At 37.3% G+C, this 17465-nt stretch carries 20 protein-coding genes; 16 read left to right on the top strand and 4 right to left on the bottom strand.

The genetic code is table 11. The features are described from left to right. Positions 1 to 311: 311 nt before the first annotated feature. Complete coding sequence (locus GGQ60_RS00625) at positions 312 to 833, top strand: acyl-CoA thioesterase (RefSeq protein ID WP_183759465.1); 522 nt, start codon at positions 312 to 314, stop codon at positions 831 to 833. 69 nt (positions 834 to 902) lie between these two features. Next, positions 903 to 2084, top strand: a complete 1182-nt coding sequence (locus GGQ60_RS00620) for a cation:proton antiporter domain-containing protein (protein ID WP_183759464.1) — start codon at positions 903 to 905, stop codon at positions 2082 to 2084. Positions 2085 to 2511: 427 nt separating this feature from the next. Here the strand turns inward: GGQ60_RS00620 and GGQ60_RS00615 are convergent, their stop codons facing one another. Beyond that, a complete protein-coding gene (locus GGQ60_RS00615; protein ID WP_183759463.1) occupies positions 2512 to 2916 on the bottom strand; it encodes an EVE domain-containing protein in 405 nt (134 codons plus the stop codon). A 142-nt stretch (positions 2917 to 3058) separates the two neighbouring features. On the opposite strand from GGQ60_RS00615, the gene GGQ60_RS00610 reads away from it, so the two are divergent. The 11 genes from GGQ60_RS00610 to GGQ60_RS00560 all read left to right on the top strand — a co-directional run bounded on the left by GGQ60_RS00610 (position 3059) and on the right by GGQ60_RS00560 (position 13481). Further along, positions 3059 to 3829 (top strand): hypothetical protein, encoded by a 771-nt coding sequence (locus GGQ60_RS00610; RefSeq protein WP_183759462.1) that lies wholly within the window; start codon positions 3059 to 3061, stop codon positions 3827 to 3829. 138 nt (positions 3830 to 3967) lie between these two features. Next, positions 3968 to 4813: a hypothetical protein gene (locus tag GGQ60_RS00605; RefSeq protein WP_183759461.1), complete on the top strand. Its 846-nt coding sequence runs from the start codon at positions 3968 to 3970 to the stop codon at positions 4811 to 4813. A gap of 625 nt (positions 4814 to 5438) precedes the next feature. Then, complete coding sequence (locus GGQ60_RS00600) at positions 5439 to 5966, top strand: hypothetical protein (protein ID WP_183759460.1); 528 nt, start codon at positions 5439 to 5441, stop codon at positions 5964 to 5966. A gap of 36 nt (positions 5967 to 6002) precedes the next feature. Continuing rightward, positions 6003 to 6467 (top strand): hypothetical protein, encoded by a 465-nt coding sequence (locus GGQ60_RS00595; protein WP_183759459.1) that lies wholly within the window; start codon positions 6003 to 6005, stop codon positions 6465 to 6467. Between the two features lie 121 nt (positions 6468 to 6588). Next, positions 6589 to 7071 (top strand): hypothetical protein, encoded by a 483-nt coding sequence (locus tag GGQ60_RS00590; protein ID WP_183759458.1) that lies wholly within the window; start codon positions 6589 to 6591, stop codon positions 7069 to 7071. Positions 7072 to 7400: 329 nt separating this feature from the next. Further along, positions 7401 to 7940, top strand: coding sequence for a hypothetical protein (locus tag GGQ60_RS00585; RefSeq protein WP_183759457.1), 540 nt, complete (start codon positions 7401 to 7403; stop codon positions 7938 to 7940). Positions 7941 to 8745: 805 nt separating this feature from the next. Then, the gene (locus GGQ60_RS00580) at positions 8746 to 9282 is read left to right on the top strand and encodes a hypothetical protein (protein WP_183759456.1); all 537 of its coding nucleotides are present in this window, start codon (positions 8746 to 8748) and stop codon (positions 9280 to 9282) included. Between the two features lie 269 nt (positions 9283 to 9551). After that, a complete protein-coding gene (locus GGQ60_RS00575) occupies positions 9552 to 10019 on the top strand; it encodes a hypothetical protein (protein WP_183759455.1) in 468 nt (155 codons plus the stop codon). Continuing rightward, positions 10009 to 10560 carry a hypothetical protein gene (locus GGQ60_RS00570; RefSeq protein ID WP_183759454.1) on the top strand — a complete coding sequence of 184 codons (552 nt, stop codon included), beginning with the start codon at positions 10009 to 10011 and terminating at the stop codon, positions 10558 to 10560. Before GGQ60_RS00575 ends, GGQ60_RS00570 begins: the two co-directional genes overlap by 11 nt. Before the next feature lie 217 nt (positions 10561 to 10777). Continuing rightward, entirely contained in the window at positions 10778 to 11416 is a 639-nt protein-coding gene (locus GGQ60_RS00565) for a hypothetical protein (RefSeq protein WP_183759453.1), read from the top strand. An 838-nt stretch (positions 11417 to 12254) separates the two neighbouring features. Continuing rightward, positions 12255 to 13481: a tail fiber protein gene (locus GGQ60_RS00560; protein WP_183759452.1), complete on the top strand. Its 1227-nt coding sequence runs from the start codon at positions 12255 to 12257 to the stop codon at positions 13479 to 13481. A 124-nt stretch (positions 13482 to 13605) separates the two neighbouring features. On the opposite strand, the gene GGQ60_RS00555 is transcribed toward GGQ60_RS00560, so the two are convergent. From GGQ60_RS00555 to GGQ60_RS00545, 3 genes are all read right to left on the bottom strand, one after another. After that, positions 13606 to 14307, bottom strand: a complete 702-nt coding sequence (locus GGQ60_RS00555) for an ATP-dependent Clp protease proteolytic subunit (protein WP_183759451.1) — start codon at positions 14305 to 14307, stop codon at positions 13606 to 13608. 77 nt (positions 14308 to 14384) lie between these two features. Beyond that, positions 14385 to 14654 (bottom strand): hypothetical protein, encoded by a 270-nt coding sequence (locus tag GGQ60_RS00550; protein ID WP_183759450.1) that lies wholly within the window; start codon positions 14652 to 14654, stop codon positions 14385 to 14387. Further along, positions 14635 to 15195: an RNA polymerase sigma factor gene (locus tag GGQ60_RS00545; RefSeq protein WP_183759449.1), complete on the bottom strand. Its 561-nt coding sequence runs from the start codon at positions 15193 to 15195 to the stop codon at positions 14635 to 14637. Before GGQ60_RS00545 ends, GGQ60_RS00550 begins: the two co-directional genes overlap by 20 nt. A gap of 358 nt (positions 15196 to 15553) precedes the next feature. On the opposite strand from GGQ60_RS00545, the gene GGQ60_RS00540 reads away from it, so the two are divergent. The 3 genes from GGQ60_RS00540 to GGQ60_RS00530 are packed head-to-tail and all read left to right on the top strand — an operon-like array spanning position 15554 to position 17432. After that, positions 15554 to 16204 carry a hypothetical protein gene (locus GGQ60_RS00540; RefSeq protein WP_183759448.1) on the top strand — a complete coding sequence of 217 codons (651 nt, stop codon included), beginning with the start codon at positions 15554 to 15556 and terminating at the stop codon, positions 16202 to 16204. 45 nt (positions 16205 to 16249) lie between these two features. Next, positions 16250 to 16873, top strand: a complete 624-nt coding sequence (locus GGQ60_RS00535; protein WP_183759447.1) for a hypothetical protein — start codon at positions 16250 to 16252, stop codon at positions 16871 to 16873. Positions 16874 to 16916: 43 nt separating this feature from the next. Further along, on the top strand, positions 16917 to 17432 hold the full coding sequence (locus tag GGQ60_RS00530; protein ID WP_221235847.1) for a hypothetical protein: 516 nt from the start codon (positions 16917 to 16919) through the stop codon (positions 17430 to 17432). The last annotated feature ends 33 nt before the right edge of the window (positions 17433 to 17465 follow it).

Genomic DNA, 17465 nt, shown 5'->3' with positions numbered 1-17465 from the left:
GTGCACCTGTTTTTTGATTTCCCCACCACTTGGGATTGACGGCGTTCTTCGCTCCAGACTGTGGTTTTTCAAGGCAAGCCTAGCACAGTGCCCAAAACTAATGTCCAAAATACGAATCAAAAAGGTAGAATAATTGCACATATTAGGAAGGAAAACACTATTTCAATCTGCGAAAATCTATGTGATCTGCGGGAACAACCGTAACATGCTTCCCAGCTGATGTCGCCGACCACCGCATAAAACATCCTTTCAATTTGTTAGCATCCATTTGTGATACCTTTTTAACACATTTTATTTACTTTTGCACTCAAATGAGTTTAAAAAAGAAATTTGCCAGAGAAAGTTTTACCATCATGAACGAATTGGTATTACCCAATGATACCAATACCTTAAATAACCTAATGGGCGGACGCCTGCTTCATTGGATGGATATTGCAGCGGCAATTTCAGCTCAAAAACATTGCAACCGCATTGTGGTTACCGCTTCCGTTGATAATGTTTCGTTTAAACAACCCATTAAGTTAGGTGATGTGATCACCATCGAAGCCAAAGTGACCAGGGCTTTTAATACCTCGGTTGAAGTTCGTTTGGATGTATGGTCCGAAAATATTCCCAGCGGTGCACGCCAAAAAAGTAATGAGGCTTATTATACTTTTGTTGCGGTTGACCAAAGTGCGCGTACCATACCCGTACCCGAACTTGTTCCGGAAACACCTGAAGAAATTGACCTCTTTGATGGTGCCTTGCGCCGCAGGCAATTACGCCTCGTTTTAGGTGGAAAAATGAACCCCGATGAAGCCAGCGAACTTAAGGCACTTTTCTCTAAAGCATAATTTTTACATTAAATTGCTTTCAGCTTAGCATGATTGTTTTATTTTAGCGTTTACCCTACGCTGAAAAATATGACAACTTATACCATTCTTATTATTTTAAGCGGATTAGTAATTTTCTCTTATCTGTTTGATTTAGTGGCCAGTAAAACGAAAGTACCCTCGGTTTTACTGCTACTCCTTTTGGGTATTGGTTTACGTTTACTGGTCGACAACCTCAAGATACAAACCTTTAATTTCCTGTCTATCCTACCCACATTGGGTACTGTGGGTTTAATTTTAATTGTTTTTGAAGGTTCGCTCGAGCTTAAATACGACCGGCATAAAAACAAGGTGATACGCAGTGCTTTTTTCTCTGCCCTGAGCATTTTAGTGGGTACCGTTGTGATCATCACCAGTATTATTTACCAGATCACCCACCACGATTTATATACCTGTATCGCAAATGCCATTCCTTTTAGCGTCATCAGCTCGGCTATCGCCATCCCTTCGGCAGCGGCGTTAAACACTAACGATAAGGAATTCGTCATTTACGAATCTTCTTTCTCCGATATTTTAGGGATCATTATTTTCAATTTTGCCATTACCAACCATTCGATCAATACATCGGCTTTTATTGGCTTGGCGCTGAGTACCTTCCTGATCCTTTTACTCTCGGCCATTGCCTGCGTAGTGTTACTGTATGTAATGGGCAGGTTGGTGCACCACATTAAATTCTTCCTGATTATCGCCATACTGATCCTGGTTTATGCCATTGGCCAGTCATACCACCTCTCTTCGCTGGTTTTAATTTTAAGCACCGGGCTCTTCCTGAACAATGCCGATGCCATCGAAAATGCCTGGTTCAGGGGGATCTTTTTATATAAAAATTTAACAGCCGATTTATCCCAGCTCTACCAATTATCAGCAGAAAGTGCTTTTATTTTACGTACTTTTTTCTTCGTTATTTTTGGCTTTACCATGAATATCAACAGCCTGAACGATAAAATTATACTGGCTAACGGCTTTTTTATCCTGATATCCATTTATATCATCAGGGTGCTGTTTCTTAAAATATTCAAAAAAGAAAACCTGAGCCCGATTTTATACATCGCCCCCCGCGGATTGATCAGCATTTTGCTTTATTTCAATCTGCCGGCTTCCTTAAAAATGCCCGAGGTAGGTACACCATTTTTATTCCTGGTGGTTCTGGGATCGAGTATTGTCATGACGCTGGGGATTACGTTGAGTAAGAGAAATACAGCAGTTCATTAGGCATTGGTTCATTGGTTCATTGGCCATTGGTTCATTAGTTCATTGGTCATTGGTTCATTGGTCATTGGTTCATTGGTCATTGGTTCATTGCGTTAATCGTATAGATTCAATTAGAATGATCGTCATCTCGACTGTAGCGCAGTGAAATGGAGAGATCTACCCAGACAGATTTATATCGTGGTTCCCGATTGCTTTGCACTCCCCTTAGAAATGACGATAGATTGAGGAGCTATCTTGGTTAATTGTTTAAACCGGTTAACGGATAGCCAACGCCATATTTTAGCGCATAGCGTTAGTCGTTAAGCCTGGAAACTGTTAATTGAAAACTGCCAACTCCAGACTTCATTACAAGCCATCCTCTCGTTCAATAGACTCAAGACTTCCGACTAATGACTTGGGACTTAAGACTTGGGACTCTGAACTAACCCTACGCTCCCATTTCCAATATCTTATCAAATTCTGAGGCTTTTAATGGCATTACCGATAAACGCCCCTGCCTGATCAATGAAATATCAGCTAAGCTGGGTTCTGCTTTAATCTGCTCTAACGAAACCGGATTCTTCAACGTTTCAACCGGAGCTAAATCAACCACCACCCAATTGGTATCATCAGTGGTAGGGTCTTGATAAAACTCTTTTACTACTTTGGCAATACCCACCACGTTTTTACCCTCGTTACTATGGTAAAAAAGCACCAGATCGCCTTCTTTCATGGCTTTCAGGTTATTCCGCGCCTGGTAATTACGCACACCATCCCAAAAGGTACGGCCATCTGCATTAAATTTTTCCCAACTGTATTTAAAAGGCTCTGACTTGACTAACCAATGGTTCATGCTGCTTTGTATTTATTTAGATTATTTTACCCTCAAAACTAAGAAAAGGGAATGGATTAGGAAATAATTAACGATAGAACGATCGATTAAGCCCATAGTAATATGACTCTTTTTTATTATAATTGGTTTTAAATACATCTAAATGGTTAAAGATACTCTCAACTCAATGCTCGATAATATTAAGGAGCGAACAACAAATCCATTCTTAGGAACGCTTCTGGTTGTTTGGATAATTAGGAATTGGACCTTAGTATATGGTTTATTTAATTTCGATAAGGGTTTTACTTTAGATAAAAAACTTAAATACATTGCAGATCACTATCAATCACAAGCATTTGTTCCCAATTTATTAATCGTTGTAGCAATTACATTTTTAGTGCTTGTTTCAACTTATTGTATGCTAACACTTGGCCGGCTAATTACTGACACATATGATAAATTTGTTATCCCATATCTAGCTAAGATTACAGATAAGAGTAGTATTGTGTTAAAAACAGAATATAAGGCCCTCGAGGAAGTTGTAAAGCAATTAGAAATTAGGCTTGAAGAAGAAAGGCTTGCTAAAGTTAGCGCACAATCTGAAAGAGACAAATCCGATGAAAAGTTGTTTAAATATTTGAATCCTTCACCAGAATTGCAAACTAACGGGGTTACGGATGAATTAGATTCTACATTTAAACGAATTGAAAAAAGATTTCAGGACGAAGAAAGCAGAGATAATTTAAATAGCACTCTCTCGGCTATTCAAACTAAAAGGTCATTACCAAAAGGGGGGGCGACAGTTTCTCTTTTAGCCAGGGAAGGGCTTATTCAAGTAACTACTATAGAAATAAACAATCCTGGCATGGCTTTCTTTGAATTTACAGATGAAGGAAGAAAGTTTTTGAGGAGATGGAATTCAATTAATTCTTAGAATCCGTCATAAACAATTCCTATCTCCAATTAGTGGCGAAATGGAAAAGAAATAGTTAAATCTTAAGAAATGCTTTAATTGTTAAGAGCCATACAATGTGGCTATTTTTTGTTTATAATTGAGCTTTAAACTAACGCTTTGGAACAATTTAAAGACTTCTTTGCAGACCTCAAGGAAAGAGTATCTAGCCCCCTAATTTCGTCATTCGTTATTTCATGGTTACTTATCAATTGGCCAATTACGGTCGGCTTGCTTTTATATAAGCAACAGGATTTAAAAGCCGATGGATTTCGTTCTTACTATGAGTTGATAAAAGGATATAGCAATTGGACTTATACAGCATTGATACCCTTTTTATTGGCATTAATATATACTTTTGCATTTCCCTACCTTAAAGCATGGATTAAATTATTAAATGCTAAAATAGATAATCGAAACGAAACCAATATCTTAAGGGCTACCTCTGAGGGTTCTATGCCAGTTAAAAAGTACATTGAACTTAGAGAAACTCATGCAGACTTGACAACGAAGCTTAGAGGGATTATTGAAGACCAAAGTGTTGTACAGACTCAAAGAGACGGTTTACTTATACAAGTTGCAGAATTTGAGAATATGGTTGAAAAGCTAGAACACTACAACGAATCCCTAAAGAATCAGTTGGTTAAAATGGAAGATAATTTCAAAGCTGATTTAGGAATTTTGCGCGGTAGATGGGAGGTACAACGAATCGAATCCTCAGAATTGGTTAAAGAAGAATGGTTAATTGAAGATAACTTAGTAACAAAAGCAACAAACCCCATAAGATCATATGTAATCAACAATTTTATGATTGACAAAAACAAACAATTAGTTGCACTTCATGTAATAGAATTGGTTAACAACTCATTGAGTTCAAACGTTATTAACTTTTGGTTTAAGTTTGATGCTGACTTTAAAACTTTGGTTGACAAATCAAACCGTAACATATATATGAATAAGGTCTAATATATAAACCCATTCCTCACTCCAAAAACAGCTTAAGCGGAGAAGAGAATGGTTTAGTTTTTAATTCAGTGGTTTGGCAGTGATCAGCCTTCTTTTAAGTATCTACTGTTACTTTTAGGCAATCGTGCATCGGTTAGGGCACTGCTAAACCGATAGAAAGATCGGTATTCCGCATTGTCTAAGCTAACGAAAAACAGCATGCCAGCGCTGCACTCTGTCATGGTTTTTCTTTTGAGCAGGCGGAGTGCTTCACGAATCTTCTCTCTATCTTTGTCTAGGATTTGTTTCACTTTATCCTGGAAAATCTGGCCAGACTCCATTACTAGCGCAAGTCTTAGTTACGCTAGTGGGCCAGATGACTTGTGCTTAGCAGAGATTTAATGGACGGATTTATTAAGCACAAGTCAGGCCTATACTCTGGCCAGGGGCACTAAGACTTGCGCTAGATGTGTTTAAAAGAAATGGCAAAACTTACACCATTAAATCCAGACCGTCCAGATCTGATGAAGTCATAATTAAAATAGAATATAATTAAAACATAGATCGAATCTCATTGCTTTGCAACTGCTGATTCTCACACATTTTCTCTGTTCGCAGACAGTGAGGAATCAATTGTTTTTAACGGATGGCATTTTTATTATATTTGAGTATGAGTACGGAGTGGTCAATTAATTATAAGGGCAATGAACTTGTTTTAAAAGATGGATTTTTAATCGCCTATCAGCTGTTACTGTTCGAAGAAATTGAATGGAATTATGGCAGTTCTGATAATGAGCTTAATGAGTTCAAGATAATCCTATTAAACGATACAGCTACTATATACGCTGGATGGTGGGGTGGAATTGATTTTACCAGTTTATCAGAGGCCACTATAAATAAGTTAATACAACTAACCGACAGCATTATACAAAAGGCTAGAAATAGTATGAACTACCTTACGGCTTCACACATATACCGTAGTTGTAAAGAGGCCCATGATTACCTCATTTCTAGCGGAAAATCTGATTGGATATTCGAATTTGATTCTGCAGAGTTAATATATGGCGATGAACAGCTACCTATTGAAAACTATTCACACGCCTTCCATTTAATTAAATTGTTAATGATGGGGACATTGAAACATTCGGATATTAATGGACTATTAGTTGGCTAGTAAGCATATTGACATTGATTTAGCACCTATGTATATATGACTCTACATAAAGGTAAAGTTGGACTCTTGCATGAAGAACTTACAAAGCTTAGTGATCAGGTAAATATTTTATATGAAGTGGATGGATTAACTCATGTTTCGTATCAAATACTGAATACTTTTGCTGCCGACGATTGGAGCACTCTAAATTTCGAATTACCTAAATGGAATAACAAAGAGCTTGAGGTATTAGCTTATACTATGTATAGCGGAGATCTTCATGGAGAAACAATTGATGATAATTTCACATTAGGCCATATATTTACTTTGGCTGATGATTCACTAGCCACAGCTATTTTAGACCAGTGGCTTATATTCTTTTTCGAGGAGAATAAAGTCGAGTCTATCCCACTTCTAGAATTAATTCTTGTTAGGCTTGATTCACTTAAAACGAGTGGTTATATCGGGAACTCAAAATATCTGTATTGGGTTCAAGTAATAAACACCATCAAATTAAAATAATACAATTACATAAGCATATCGTTGCATCGTTCTACGAACTTCTTTGCAACGACCTTCGTTCCATACGCATGTCGGCCAGCAAGCAAGCTAATAGATGATAAGATATTTTATATCTTTAAATATGGATTTAGGAGCTATATTAAGCAATAACAAACGAGACTTTAATCGTGAACTCGTTCATTTTTCAGAAAAAAACACAACAATAATTCCGTTAGACTGTAACGAATATATAATTCAAATGTTCATCGAGCAAGCGGCAAATTTTGACACGCTAAAAGAGTATTTATCTCATTATCATTCATATATACGATATAAAACTGAATATAAGGATAACGCAATCATTGAAATTATTGAAAGCTTTAATCTGGATACATTTGTAATAGAATATAACTCTACTTTTGCTGATAGACCTCAAGATTGTTTGTTTCTTGCGATAATTGATGATGAGATAATGAAAGAGTCTATCTTTACCCCGGAGATTCAAAATCTCTGTGATCCTGGACCATTTTATAAAATTATCGGCGTTGATGAATCTTGGTCTAGCAATGAAGAAATATATTATGACTATGCCACGGCAAAAAAAGCATTTGATAAACTTCAATAACTCTTAATTAAACCAATGGAATTTTTACCCCCCCTGCTGGCGCACGCGTGCCGCGTGTGAATTAAATATTAAGATGATGCACCCGTAGTATCAAATGGGATTGGTATTAATAATTTAATTATTCAACAAATTTAAGCTTATAATCTCGACACACTTAAAGGATCTGCGGCATAAACACTCGCGTGGCAACCGCACAGCCTATTTATTCCGTTGCTCCTTTACTTAATTGGTTTGAAAGCTTGATAAAAGTATCATATTTAAATGATGCAACTACATGGCTAAATTTTGGATATGCATGGGTATGATTTATATTTAATAAATTTAAAGATATGGCTCAACTAATTTGTGCATTAATAGTATTGGATGATACGGTCGTACCTCCTGAAATCGTACACTTTCGGGAAAATCGAGCATTTGTAATACCTTTAGACCCTGATAGGTATGATGTATACTGGCCTTCTCTTAGCGTTTTTATTGCTCACGTCTTTAGTTGTAATGACTTGTGTACTGCGTTAAGTACCTCTTCCGCAGTACACAATAAATACCGTGAAGATGATGAAGAAGTGTTTATCTATGACTTTTCAGCCTTGGCTTCGCTAATAAAAGAAATTAATCCGGACAGATTCATACTTGAATATTTTGAAGACTTCGCAGATATCACGGTGCATCAATTATACTTAACAGTTATTGACGGTAAGGTTGTAAGGGAGGCTACTTGCTTTTATGACGGGGAATTTGAACTCAACCCTGAATTTGATGGATACCAAGCGCATCGAGCGCTAATTAACCAAGGGACAAAGATTAGTTGGCTTAATCATGAGAAGTATCGGAGTTATGATCATGCAAAGAGGATATATGAACAAGGTTGAGGTATAATAGTATTTATTAATGCATCCTTTGTTAGCGCACGCGTGCCGCATGTGCATTTGATACTGGTGCATCTTAATATTTATTTACACGCGGCAAGCATGCGCCAGCCCCCTACTAGCGCAAGTCTTAATTCATAGGCTAGCGGGGCTAGATGACTTCTGCTTTGATTATTGATCTTCATAATACTGGATAACCTATTCAGAAACTAATATTACTTATTTAAATATTTATATAGCTTTCTGCTTAGTTTGAACTACACACTAATACTTTGAATAACATACTACAAGTTCAGAACCATGAACTGAAAGTATATAGAACTATCAACTGCAAGCATAAACCTACCAACTGCAAGTATAATGTTGTTAACTGCGCTGATAAAACTGTTAACTGCAAGTATAATGTTGTTAATTGCGCTGATAGAACTGTTAACTGCAAGTATAAATCTACCAACTGCAAGTTCAGAACTATGAACTGCAAGTATAGAACTATCAACTGCAAGCATAAACCTATCAACTGCAAATGTAATGTTGTTAACTGCGTTGATAGAACTAAAGGCTGCAAGATTAAACTGCCCTGATTTATGCCTTATGTGAGCAACAATATTTTGTAGATTGATTTATTGTATTTATCTTGCCTGTGCAGATTAATAAATAACATATTTTTTCACCTAACTAAGAGAGATCAACTTCAACAATTAAATTTTAAAAATATTCCTGGACGAGCGTTTAAGAAACGCATTTTCTAATTTCTCTGAAAAGAGTTATTTGTTAGTCTGCAGCGTCCAGGAACTTTAATTTCAATGTTATGCAGACTAACAATTGTAAAAACCCAAACACACAGCTCCCAAATCAGGTAGCAGCTGTAACAGAATTCCGGAAACTGATGGAAACCTATTTCGATATGATTAGTTTATCGGATGTGAATCAGTTCCTTACTGAAATGCTTAGCGCAGCTATCGGGCCCGATCCACGCTCTGGTAAACACAAACCCATTACCATTGCCAACGCCCTTTATGATGTAAATAATATCATCAGCCTGCTTACCAAAACAAAACTTTTGGCCAATGATTATACCTTTCAGCGTTATGCCATAAACCAGGGTTATCACCTACAAGCTGTTGGCAAATTTGATGTAGAGCATCTTTCAGAACTATTATATGTTGGATTAAATGCCTACATCTTTCAGGAGGATGATTTTGAAGGCGCAACTTTAAAGTTTTCTGCCGAAATTACCGCTGCATATAAAATGATTTATGATTGGCTGTCAGACTGCGATGCCTGGTGTAATGCTGTTGAGGGTGATGAATATAATGAAACTATCGGTTTAGCATCTACACTATAACCGTTCAAATTTAACTAGCCATTTACTTTATTCAGCTATGACAAAGCAATCTTTGTGATCCTTGCCATAAAGATTGCTTCGTCGGCTGAAAAAGCCTTCTCGCAATGACGATCCCTCGAGGAGATTTTAATCTTTAAATACTGCTAAAGTACAAGTCAGGCCAATGCTTGAGGCAAAGGGCGCTAATACTTGTGCCAGAACTAGAAATGAATATTCACAGCTTAAAAAGTTTACATTTTAAGTAAACTTTTTAGTATATTTGAATAACAATGCATGTAATCAATGAAAGAACAGGTAAAAAACATGCTGTAATCGTCAGCAAAATTGATGCGGCCGAGATTGCGCAGATCAATAAAACAAAACGATTTGCTTTCAACTGGAACAAAGAGAAGAACTTTAGTGTTTACAAACTTACGTTAGAAGACTCCACGGAACCAATAGGCATGTTATCAATTGCAGAAAGACCAAACGATTACGCATTAGAAATCAGACTTCTCGCCTCGTCGTATGAAAATGTAGGCCCTGACAAAATTTATAGCAGGATTGCAGGTTGCCTGATTTCCTATGCCTGTAGAGAATCTTTTAAACTGGGCTATGATGGGTTTGTATGCCTTAAACCTAAAACTAAACTGGAAGCCCATTATATCAAAAGATATGGACTACAGTCAACCAAGCTATTTCTGGTAACAGAAGGAATAAATTCGATAAAATTGATAAAGGAATATTATGAAAACTAACAAGAACAGAAAAGAAATCCAGGAGGTAGCGTTTTCAAAATTTACCGATCAGGAACTTGCAGATGCCTATGTATTCCCTTCTGATGAAGTACAAACTGCTCAGGAAAAAGATGCAGAACAAAACTTTTGGACAAACAGGAGAAAACAGTTCGAGAACAGAAGTGAGAATGAAAAAATGTACAATAGACTACTACAGCTTAAGTTTCAGCTTGAAGACTATATCAGCAGCAACCAATATCATAAAGCATTTAACTTCGGTTATTTTCTAAATGAATATGTGAATAGACAAGATAAAAAAGACAAACAGTTCGCTATTGAGGTAGATGTTACCCCTGCTGTACTCAGCCAGTATATCAACAATCACCGAAAGCCCAAAGATGAATTTGTGATCAGACTTGAATTACACTCAGGAGGTATGATTCCTGCAATCAGCTGGTTTAAAGTTTTACAAAAAGATAAGGAGCACGACATTATCACCAATCAACAATTAAGGCTGGAAGAGAGTAAACATGTAAAAAACAGACTCGAATTTGCCTATTGAGCTGAAAAATAAAGGAATCAAAAATCTGGTTTAAAACTTATTCTCGTATTAGCGCAAATCTTGGCGCCTAGGTTAGCGGGCTAGCTGGCTTGAGCATCCATAGCAGCCAATTGAGATTAATGGCAAAACACAAGTCAAGCCCTACCTAGACTTGGCACACTAAAACTTGCGCTAGTCTGAACCATTATGGAAAATCAAAAATTTACAATTACATAAAATGATAAGAAATAAAATTAAAATGACTAAATATTTAATTCTTTTTTTGACAATTATATTTACAAATTGCAAAGGCCAAACTCAAAAAGGTGATGAAAAGCGAGAGATAAAAGACCCAATTACCGTTATTCAGGAAAATGAAAAGAAAGCAACTGAAAAGAAAAGTGAACATATTGGTGAGTTGATTTCTACAATATTATTTAAAGTAAAAACTGATAATAAAAAAGATTATGAAGACGGATTTATTCCTTGGGCAAGCATTGAAAATGCTAAACAAGACATTCCAAACTTATACAAGGGCGACGAAATTGTCATCAAAGACAATTCGGTAAAAATTATTATCGATTACCCTCTTACCAATCAATACGAATTTACAATAACATCAAATAATGGTTTTTCAAGAAAACAATTATTATCGGAAATAAATTTGCATTATTTTAAAATTTACGAAGAAGAAGAAAAAAGTGCCACTATTAAGACAATTCCGATTGATAAGCGAACAACAATATACAACAGAAATCAAACAGACGGAAAATATGGAATTTGGGGCCATGACATAGCAGACTTAGTTTTATCTGAAATTGAAGTTTATAAAACATCAACAGGGCAAATTATTCTAATATTAGGAATTGAATCATAGAAGGAATAACAGCAGCCAATATTGGTTTAATGGGGCTGAAGTGCAAAGCTCAAAACAACTCAACAATTTATTTTAAGTTTAATAAGTATATCTAGGCCCAAACTATCCTCTTTGACAGTAAGCTAACCTTTTAATCTCAAATGAATCATTATATTAGCAATTATGTCTTTATACATCTGCCCTAAATGCGGCACAAAAAGTTTTACATGGGTTATTGAGGATGAACCGTATATTAAAACTAATTGGGGTTGCTACACCTGCAATTATTTGGCTTTGGAAGATGAAAGGCTAATACGCAATTGTAACGTTTGCAAGCAAAAATCAAAATCACTATTAAAAGATATGGATAAACAATACTGGTGGTGCTTTACTTGTAATAAAGAGAACGAACACTAATTATCCAAAACCTGACAGCCGTTTATTTTTTCTTTACCAAGGCTTCTCCCAAAAAGCCACAGACCAAGAATACCTCAAGATAACTTTCCCTTTACCTTTTATTTAGCTATTGTTAACCTGCCAGGCTGAAGCAGCTCAAATTTTTGACTGACCTGACCTACACCAGGGCTATAACTGAAGCAAAGCAATTGCGAAGCAGTGTGCAGGCAGGTACAAGGCAAACCTGGCCGGAAGGTGGCCTAAACGTGGGGTAAAGGTGGCATAAAGGTGGACTTTAGAATCGTTTTTTGGTGGATTTTTAATCAGGTGGATGGATTGGGCTTATCATCCCTTTTGAATAACCTAATATACTAAAATAAGCCGGGAAAACTACCTATAATACCCGCTATTAGGTATTTCATCAAGAAAATTGATCCTTTAACTTGCTTAAAATCAAAATCCAATGATACGCAAACTACTAATACCCTTGTTATTGTCAGGTTCAATAACATCAACGGTTTATGCCCAGGAATGTGAAAAACTATTATCTGACGGCCTCTATTCTTTTACTAAAATGACGAATACCAACTCATTCAGTCATGATTTAAGAACTTATTATCTTTCTGAAACCTTCAAATCGGACATGAAATCCGGTAAATGGGGTGCTTCTTTAACCATCCCCATTAAAGGGGTACCATTTTCAATCGGTGCCAATGATTCGGAAGATAAGTTTACAGAATTGAAGACCAAATTATTGTCGATTACCGAGCTGAATATAGGTGCTGAGAATGCCCAAATGCTGCTGCAATCGGTACCCAACACCAATTTATATGAAGCCTATGTTAATTGCGTAACCAAAAACGGGCAGAACAACCTATATGGTTTTATTCAGGGTACAAATGTGGAAACTGAAGATGCAGTGGTGTTTACCATCCATTACCGGCCATCATCACCAGGCGACTCCATGCCCAAAGTTACCTCGTTTAATGTATACCCCACCAGCGCACTGTTAAGTGGCAAATTGGATGCAGGCGAATCGTTAAAGGGCTTTACCACGCTGGTAACCTGTAAGCGACCGGCCAATGAAGATGTGATTTTAACCATTCAAACCGACCGGGGATCATTCTCCAGCAAAGCTTCGGCACAGGATAATATGACGAGTACCAAGGAATTTCCGATCGGCACCATTATTACCTCTTATTTGAATTATGAACAGTTTAATACCGTGACGAAAAATCACGACAAGAGTCCGGGGGGAATTTTTACCTCCAATAAAAGTAAGTGGGCGCCTTGTGATGGCCGTCCGGTTCCCAATTCCAAGTTTCAAATATTAACATCGCAAGTTAATGTACCCGATTTGCGGGGGATGTTTGTGAGGGGCTTAAATATTTTTGATCCTTACCAGCCCGTACCTGCAGTAGCTAAAGAGAAAAGTGATCCGGATACCCGTGTTGTGGGTGGCTACCAGGGTGATGCTTTCCAGGGTCATAAACACCTAAACAGAGATAATATTGGTGTAATGATCGCTGATAAACAGGCCGCAAATTCGCCAAGGCAAAGGTATACGGTGGAAGGAACGGCGGCCGTAAATACCGAGGGAAAGATACCCGCCGGATACGGTGAGCCCAGGGTAAGTACAGAGACAAGGCCTAAAAATATATCGGTTTATTATTATATCAAAATTAACTAAGGCATAATGCCGTGTAATTATTTTAAAATCAATAAAGAGTCACAGCGGCATCAGGGCTCTTTATTGATTTTTTTATGCATTATTTTTAAGTGGTAAGCGAGCTGATTTGTGCGATATGCCTGCATCAAACAAAATCCTGGTCTTCGCGCATTAACACTTCATCTATCATTCCGAATGCCTTTGCTTCGGTGGCGCTCATCCAGTAATCGCGACTGGCTAATTCGTTGATCCGTTCATAACTTTGCTGGCTATGCTTTGCCAGAATATGGTAAAGATCTGATTGTACTTTGAGCACTTCTTTGATCCTGATATCCATATCAATGGCCGTTCCTTCTGCCCCGCTTGAGGTTTGATGGATCATGACCCTCGAATGCTGCAATGCCGAACGTTTACCGGCAGCCCCGGCACACAACAATACCGAACCCATGGAAAGCGCAATGCCCGTACAAATGGTCGCTACATCAGGCTCGATAAACTGCATGGTATCGTAAATGCCTAAACCTGCATATACCGATCCACCTGGCGAATTGATGTACAACTGGATGTCGCTTTTGGCATCAACTGACTGCAAAAAAAGCAATTGTGCCTGTATTACATTGGCATTCCGCTCTTCAACGGCTTCGCCTAAAAAAATAATCCTGTCCATCATCAGCCGCGAAAAGACATCCATTTGTGCCACATTCAACTGGCGTTCTTCTGTAATATAGGGCGTCATGGCAACCGGCAAGGTATAAGCAGAACTTCTGCTCATGTATTGATCTACATAGAGGCTGTTTAAGCGCTGGTGTTTTACCGCATAAAGGCGGAATTCATGGTTAATATTCATTCTATTGATTTTAAATTTTGGGCATAGCGATGCCCCGCCCCAATAATGGGGCCCGGTTTATAGATTAAATTGATTGTTTATTTGCGGAACAAACGCATTACCTTTTGCCTGAAACTTTGATGCGCTTCGGTATTGAACAGTGTTTCGTGGATGTTATTGATTTCATTTTTCAGCTGTTTCCGGCCATAATCGCGCACTGCCTGGTAGGTTTTCTGCTGCCAGTACACCTGCTCTTTGAGTTCAGGCTCTAAGATCATTTTGGCTTCGAACAGGAAACTTTCGCCATCCTTACGGTCCGACAGCAGGTAATGCTCAATTAAACCGAGCTCATTCAACAATGTCTTCATATGTTAAGGATTTAGCTTTAACGGTATTTTTAACTTTTTCGAGGCATTTAAATTTCTGGGCGGTTGCAGAGCGCGCACCCGAAAAGCCAAAACGCCCGGCCAGTGTTTCCATATCCAGTTTTTCATAATAAAAAGCACTGAGCAATTGCATGCATTTCTGTCCGGCCTGCTCCAGTAACTGCAACAGTTTCCCGGAAGAAACTTCCTCATATCCGGTATCTGCCCAATCGATCTCTTCATTCAAAACAAGGCCCAGGGAATCAAGTGCAACCTGCTTGTCGTTTTCCTGGTAACGTTTGATCCATAAATACCTGGCGATCCCAAATAAATAGGCTTTCTCCCGGTACTTCAGCTTTAATCCCGAAACCTGTACTTTCTCATAATACACCACCAGGGCATCCTGAAAAATGTCTTTCGCTTCCTCAAATGATCCCCCCATCTTGCTCACATGCCTTGCAACCAAAGGAAAGGCTTCTTTGTAGAGTTTCATAAAAAGTGCTTCGCGCGTGCTGGGCTTCTCATTAATGAATGTTGCTGTCATGATTACTATGCTTTTATTATAGTATGTGGGTATTTTTGACCAGGTATCACCTAAAATTAGTAATTATTTTTTTGGTGGTCTGAAAAAGTACATGCAAATTCTTGCTGTCGGATTTAAAACAAAAAGTACAAGATGTATTATCGCAGTGCTTATATTAGCGATTAAATTAATCGCTACATACTATGGATAACATAGCATTCAAAACCTTAATTGATTACCCAACACGTATCCCATCTATTCAAACACCAATTTCATTTGGATCAGACAATGATGGTAATTGGTGGGTTAATTTCTAACAACTATTGAAACGAATTTTTGCAAATTCAAATTTGGTATTTCAAATAGATTACAATTTATTATGACAGCAAAAGATCTTTTAAATAAAGTATTAGACTATAATTACCTATGGTCGATGCCAGAGAGAAAGAATTCTAAACCAGCGAAAATCAGACTTTCACAAATTGAAGTATTACAGGATGCATTGGGGCTCTCAAAGAAATATGTTAATCCCCTTATACAAATAAAATATTCATTTGCTGGAGAAAAGCAGAAACTGAACAGAGCCAAACAACTAAACAAGCTAACAAATCTCGAATATTTGCTACAGGGCGAATTCCTTTTTGACAGAGAAAAAGATGAAAATTTGGAATTACAAAAAAAGATAATTACAACAATTACTTCTCTATATCCAGACATGGAAAAATATATCAACTTTCGATCAATAGACATCCATTGGCTCTTCAATGACCTAATTAATTTTAGGCAAGAAGTCTATAGACTCACTTATCCAAATGAAGGTATGTTAGAAGGATTTTCGGCTGGGCTTCATTACAGTTTTTTTCTCAAAGCAAATCTTAAAAAAATAATAAAGGATAACCTGCCTGAAATTGATGAAACGCTTTGGCTAATACTCGACCCTGCAAAAAAAGTATTAAATAAAGCAGAAATAAATTATCCGGAAGCAGATTTAGAACATATCGACTCAGCATGGTCTATGGAGAATTATTAAACATCAACATAATTGAACATTATTTATCTTAACAAAACTCATCACATGACCAATAGCTTCATTGCCATTAAAGGCAATTTCTTCAACAGGGCAGACGAAATCTTTGCCACTTTTAAATACCTGGATACTGCATATGACAAACAGTTTAACAACTGGCAGGAATTTAACAATTATTTATGCGATAATTATTTTGAGTTTGCCAATAACGATACCGCAATCAGGGGAATATGGACAGCTAATGGCTGGACCGTTATTAACGACCCAGAAATGGTAGATACCATTGATGAAGCAGCTTTATTACAGCTATCAAAATTACTGGATACCGAAATTATCACCTTCCTGATCCAGACTACCTCAAACTCATTTGGGTTTACAGTATACCACGATACCATAAAAAGGCATTTCTTTGCTTCCGGTGGAGAGATCATTGACAATTTACACTCCCCTTTAGCACAAGAAAACGGTTTAAATATTAACGCAGATATATTTGCTGATGACATTTTAAACCTGGCAAACCGTTTAGGAATCGATTTAGAAGGTAAAAATGAACTTACTTACACCGTTAAACAACTGGCTTATAATGAAGAAATGAAAAATGAGTTAGAAAAATATAAAGCACAGCAGAAAGAAACGGCTGGAGGCACTAAACCCTGGTGGAAGTTATGGTAAAGGTAAATGGGAAAATGAGTAATGTCCTAATCGCAGGCTTTATATGAGAATAATAATCATATTAATTATGGTGAGTTTAACTTCTTATGGTTGCTCACCTACCGAAAGAAATAACGATCATATGGGGCTCTTTAATAAGCTATTTGGCAAAAAGGATAATCCCAATCGGTCTGATAACAAAACAGAGAATATTGATTATAAGAATAAACTTTTAGCAACAAAAGCATTTTACCCGTTTGACCGGTGGAGACAAAATTATGATAACGGCTTAACGCAGTATACAGCGGAAAACTGTAACAAAGTAAAAAAAGTTTTTGACGACTTAATCTCCTCCCTTATCGAAATCGGAGCAAACGCAGGCGAAGAACAAAAAAAGCAATTGTTTAAAACAGCCATTCTTAAAACTAATCAACTGAATGAAGAAATAGATGGCTTAATTGAAACAGGCGAAAGGGAAGATTTGTGCAGCCTAACAAACAAAATAACCATTGCCTGTGGCCTTAACCCAGCTAAATATGGTGAAGGCGAAGGTTTGGCCAGTGAATGGAGAGAATGGTAAAATAAGCTGTAGATTAACACTCGATTAGTAAAC

Origin of the sequence: Pedobacter zeae (assembly GCF_014196715.1) — a bacterium.
In the GTDB taxonomy this organism is placed as follows: Bacteria; Bacteroidota; Bacteroidia; order Sphingobacteriales; family Sphingobacteriaceae; genus Pedobacter; species Pedobacter zeae.
The sequence above is the reverse complement of the archived record's forward strand: the minus strand, read 5'-3'. Positions and strand labels throughout refer to the sequence as shown.

What these genes read in the sequence shown, in the direction of transcription:
- GGQ60_RS00625 (WP_183759465.1), top strand. Translation starts at nt 312, where the DNA reads ATGAGTTTAAAAAAGAAATTTGCCAGAGAAAGTTTTACCATCATGAAC.
- GGQ60_RS00620 (WP_183759464.1), top strand. Translation starts at nt 903, where the DNA reads ATGACAACTTATACCATTCTTATTATTTTAAGCGGATTAGTAATTTTC.
- GGQ60_RS00615 (WP_183759463.1), bottom strand. Translation starts at nt 2,916, where the DNA reads ATGAACCATTGGTTAGTCAAGTCAGAGCCTTTTAAATACAGTTGGGAA.
- GGQ60_RS00610 (WP_183759462.1), top strand. Translation starts at nt 3,059, where the DNA reads ATGGTTAAAGATACTCTCAACTCAATGCTCGATAATATTAAGGAGCGA.
- GGQ60_RS00600 (WP_183759460.1), top strand. Translation starts at nt 5,439, where the DNA reads ATGGCATTTTTATTATATTTGAGTATGAGTACGGAGTGGTCAATTAAT.
- GGQ60_RS00595 (WP_183759459.1), top strand. Translation starts at nt 6,003, where the DNA reads ATGACTCTACATAAAGGTAAAGTTGGACTCTTGCATGAAGAACTTACA.
- GGQ60_RS00590 (WP_183759458.1), top strand. Translation starts at nt 6,589, where the DNA reads ATGGATTTAGGAGCTATATTAAGCAATAACAAACGAGACTTTAATCGT.
- GGQ60_RS00585 (WP_183759457.1), top strand. Translation starts at nt 7,401, where the DNA reads ATGGCTCAACTAATTTGTGCATTAATAGTATTGGATGATACGGTCGTA.
- GGQ60_RS00580 (WP_183759456.1), top strand. Translation starts at nt 8,746, where the DNA reads ATGCAGACTAACAATTGTAAAAACCCAAACACACAGCTCCCAAATCAG.
- GGQ60_RS00575 (WP_183759455.1), top strand. Translation starts at nt 9,552, where the DNA reads ATGCATGTAATCAATGAAAGAACAGGTAAAAAACATGCTGTAATCGTC.
- GGQ60_RS00570 (WP_183759454.1), top strand. Translation starts at nt 10,009, where the DNA reads ATGAAAACTAACAAGAACAGAAAAGAAATCCAGGAGGTAGCGTTTTCA.
- GGQ60_RS00565 (WP_183759453.1), top strand. Translation starts at nt 10,778, where the DNA reads ATGATAAGAAATAAAATTAAAATGACTAAATATTTAATTCTTTTTTTG.
- GGQ60_RS00560 (WP_183759452.1), top strand. Translation starts at nt 12,255, where the DNA reads ATGATACGCAAACTACTAATACCCTTGTTATTGTCAGGTTCAATAACA.
- GGQ60_RS00555 (WP_183759451.1), bottom strand. Translation starts at nt 14,307, where the DNA reads ATGAATATTAACCATGAATTCCGCCTTTATGCGGTAAAACACCAGCGC.
- GGQ60_RS00550 (WP_183759450.1), bottom strand. Translation starts at nt 14,654, where the DNA reads ATGAAGACATTGTTGAATGAGCTCGGTTTAATTGAGCATTACCTGCTG.
- GGQ60_RS00545 (WP_183759449.1), bottom strand. Translation starts at nt 15,195, where the DNA reads ATGACAGCAACATTCATTAATGAGAAGCCCAGCACGCGCGAAGCACTT.
- GGQ60_RS00540 (WP_183759448.1), top strand. Translation starts at nt 15,554, where the DNA reads ATGACAGCAAAAGATCTTTTAAATAAAGTATTAGACTATAATTACCTA.
- GGQ60_RS00535 (WP_183759447.1), top strand. Translation starts at nt 16,250, where the DNA reads ATGACCAATAGCTTCATTGCCATTAAAGGCAATTTCTTCAACAGGGCA.
- GGQ60_RS00530 (WP_221235847.1), top strand. Translation starts at nt 16,917, where the DNA reads ATGAGAATAATAATCATATTAATTATGGTGAGTTTAACTTCTTATGGT.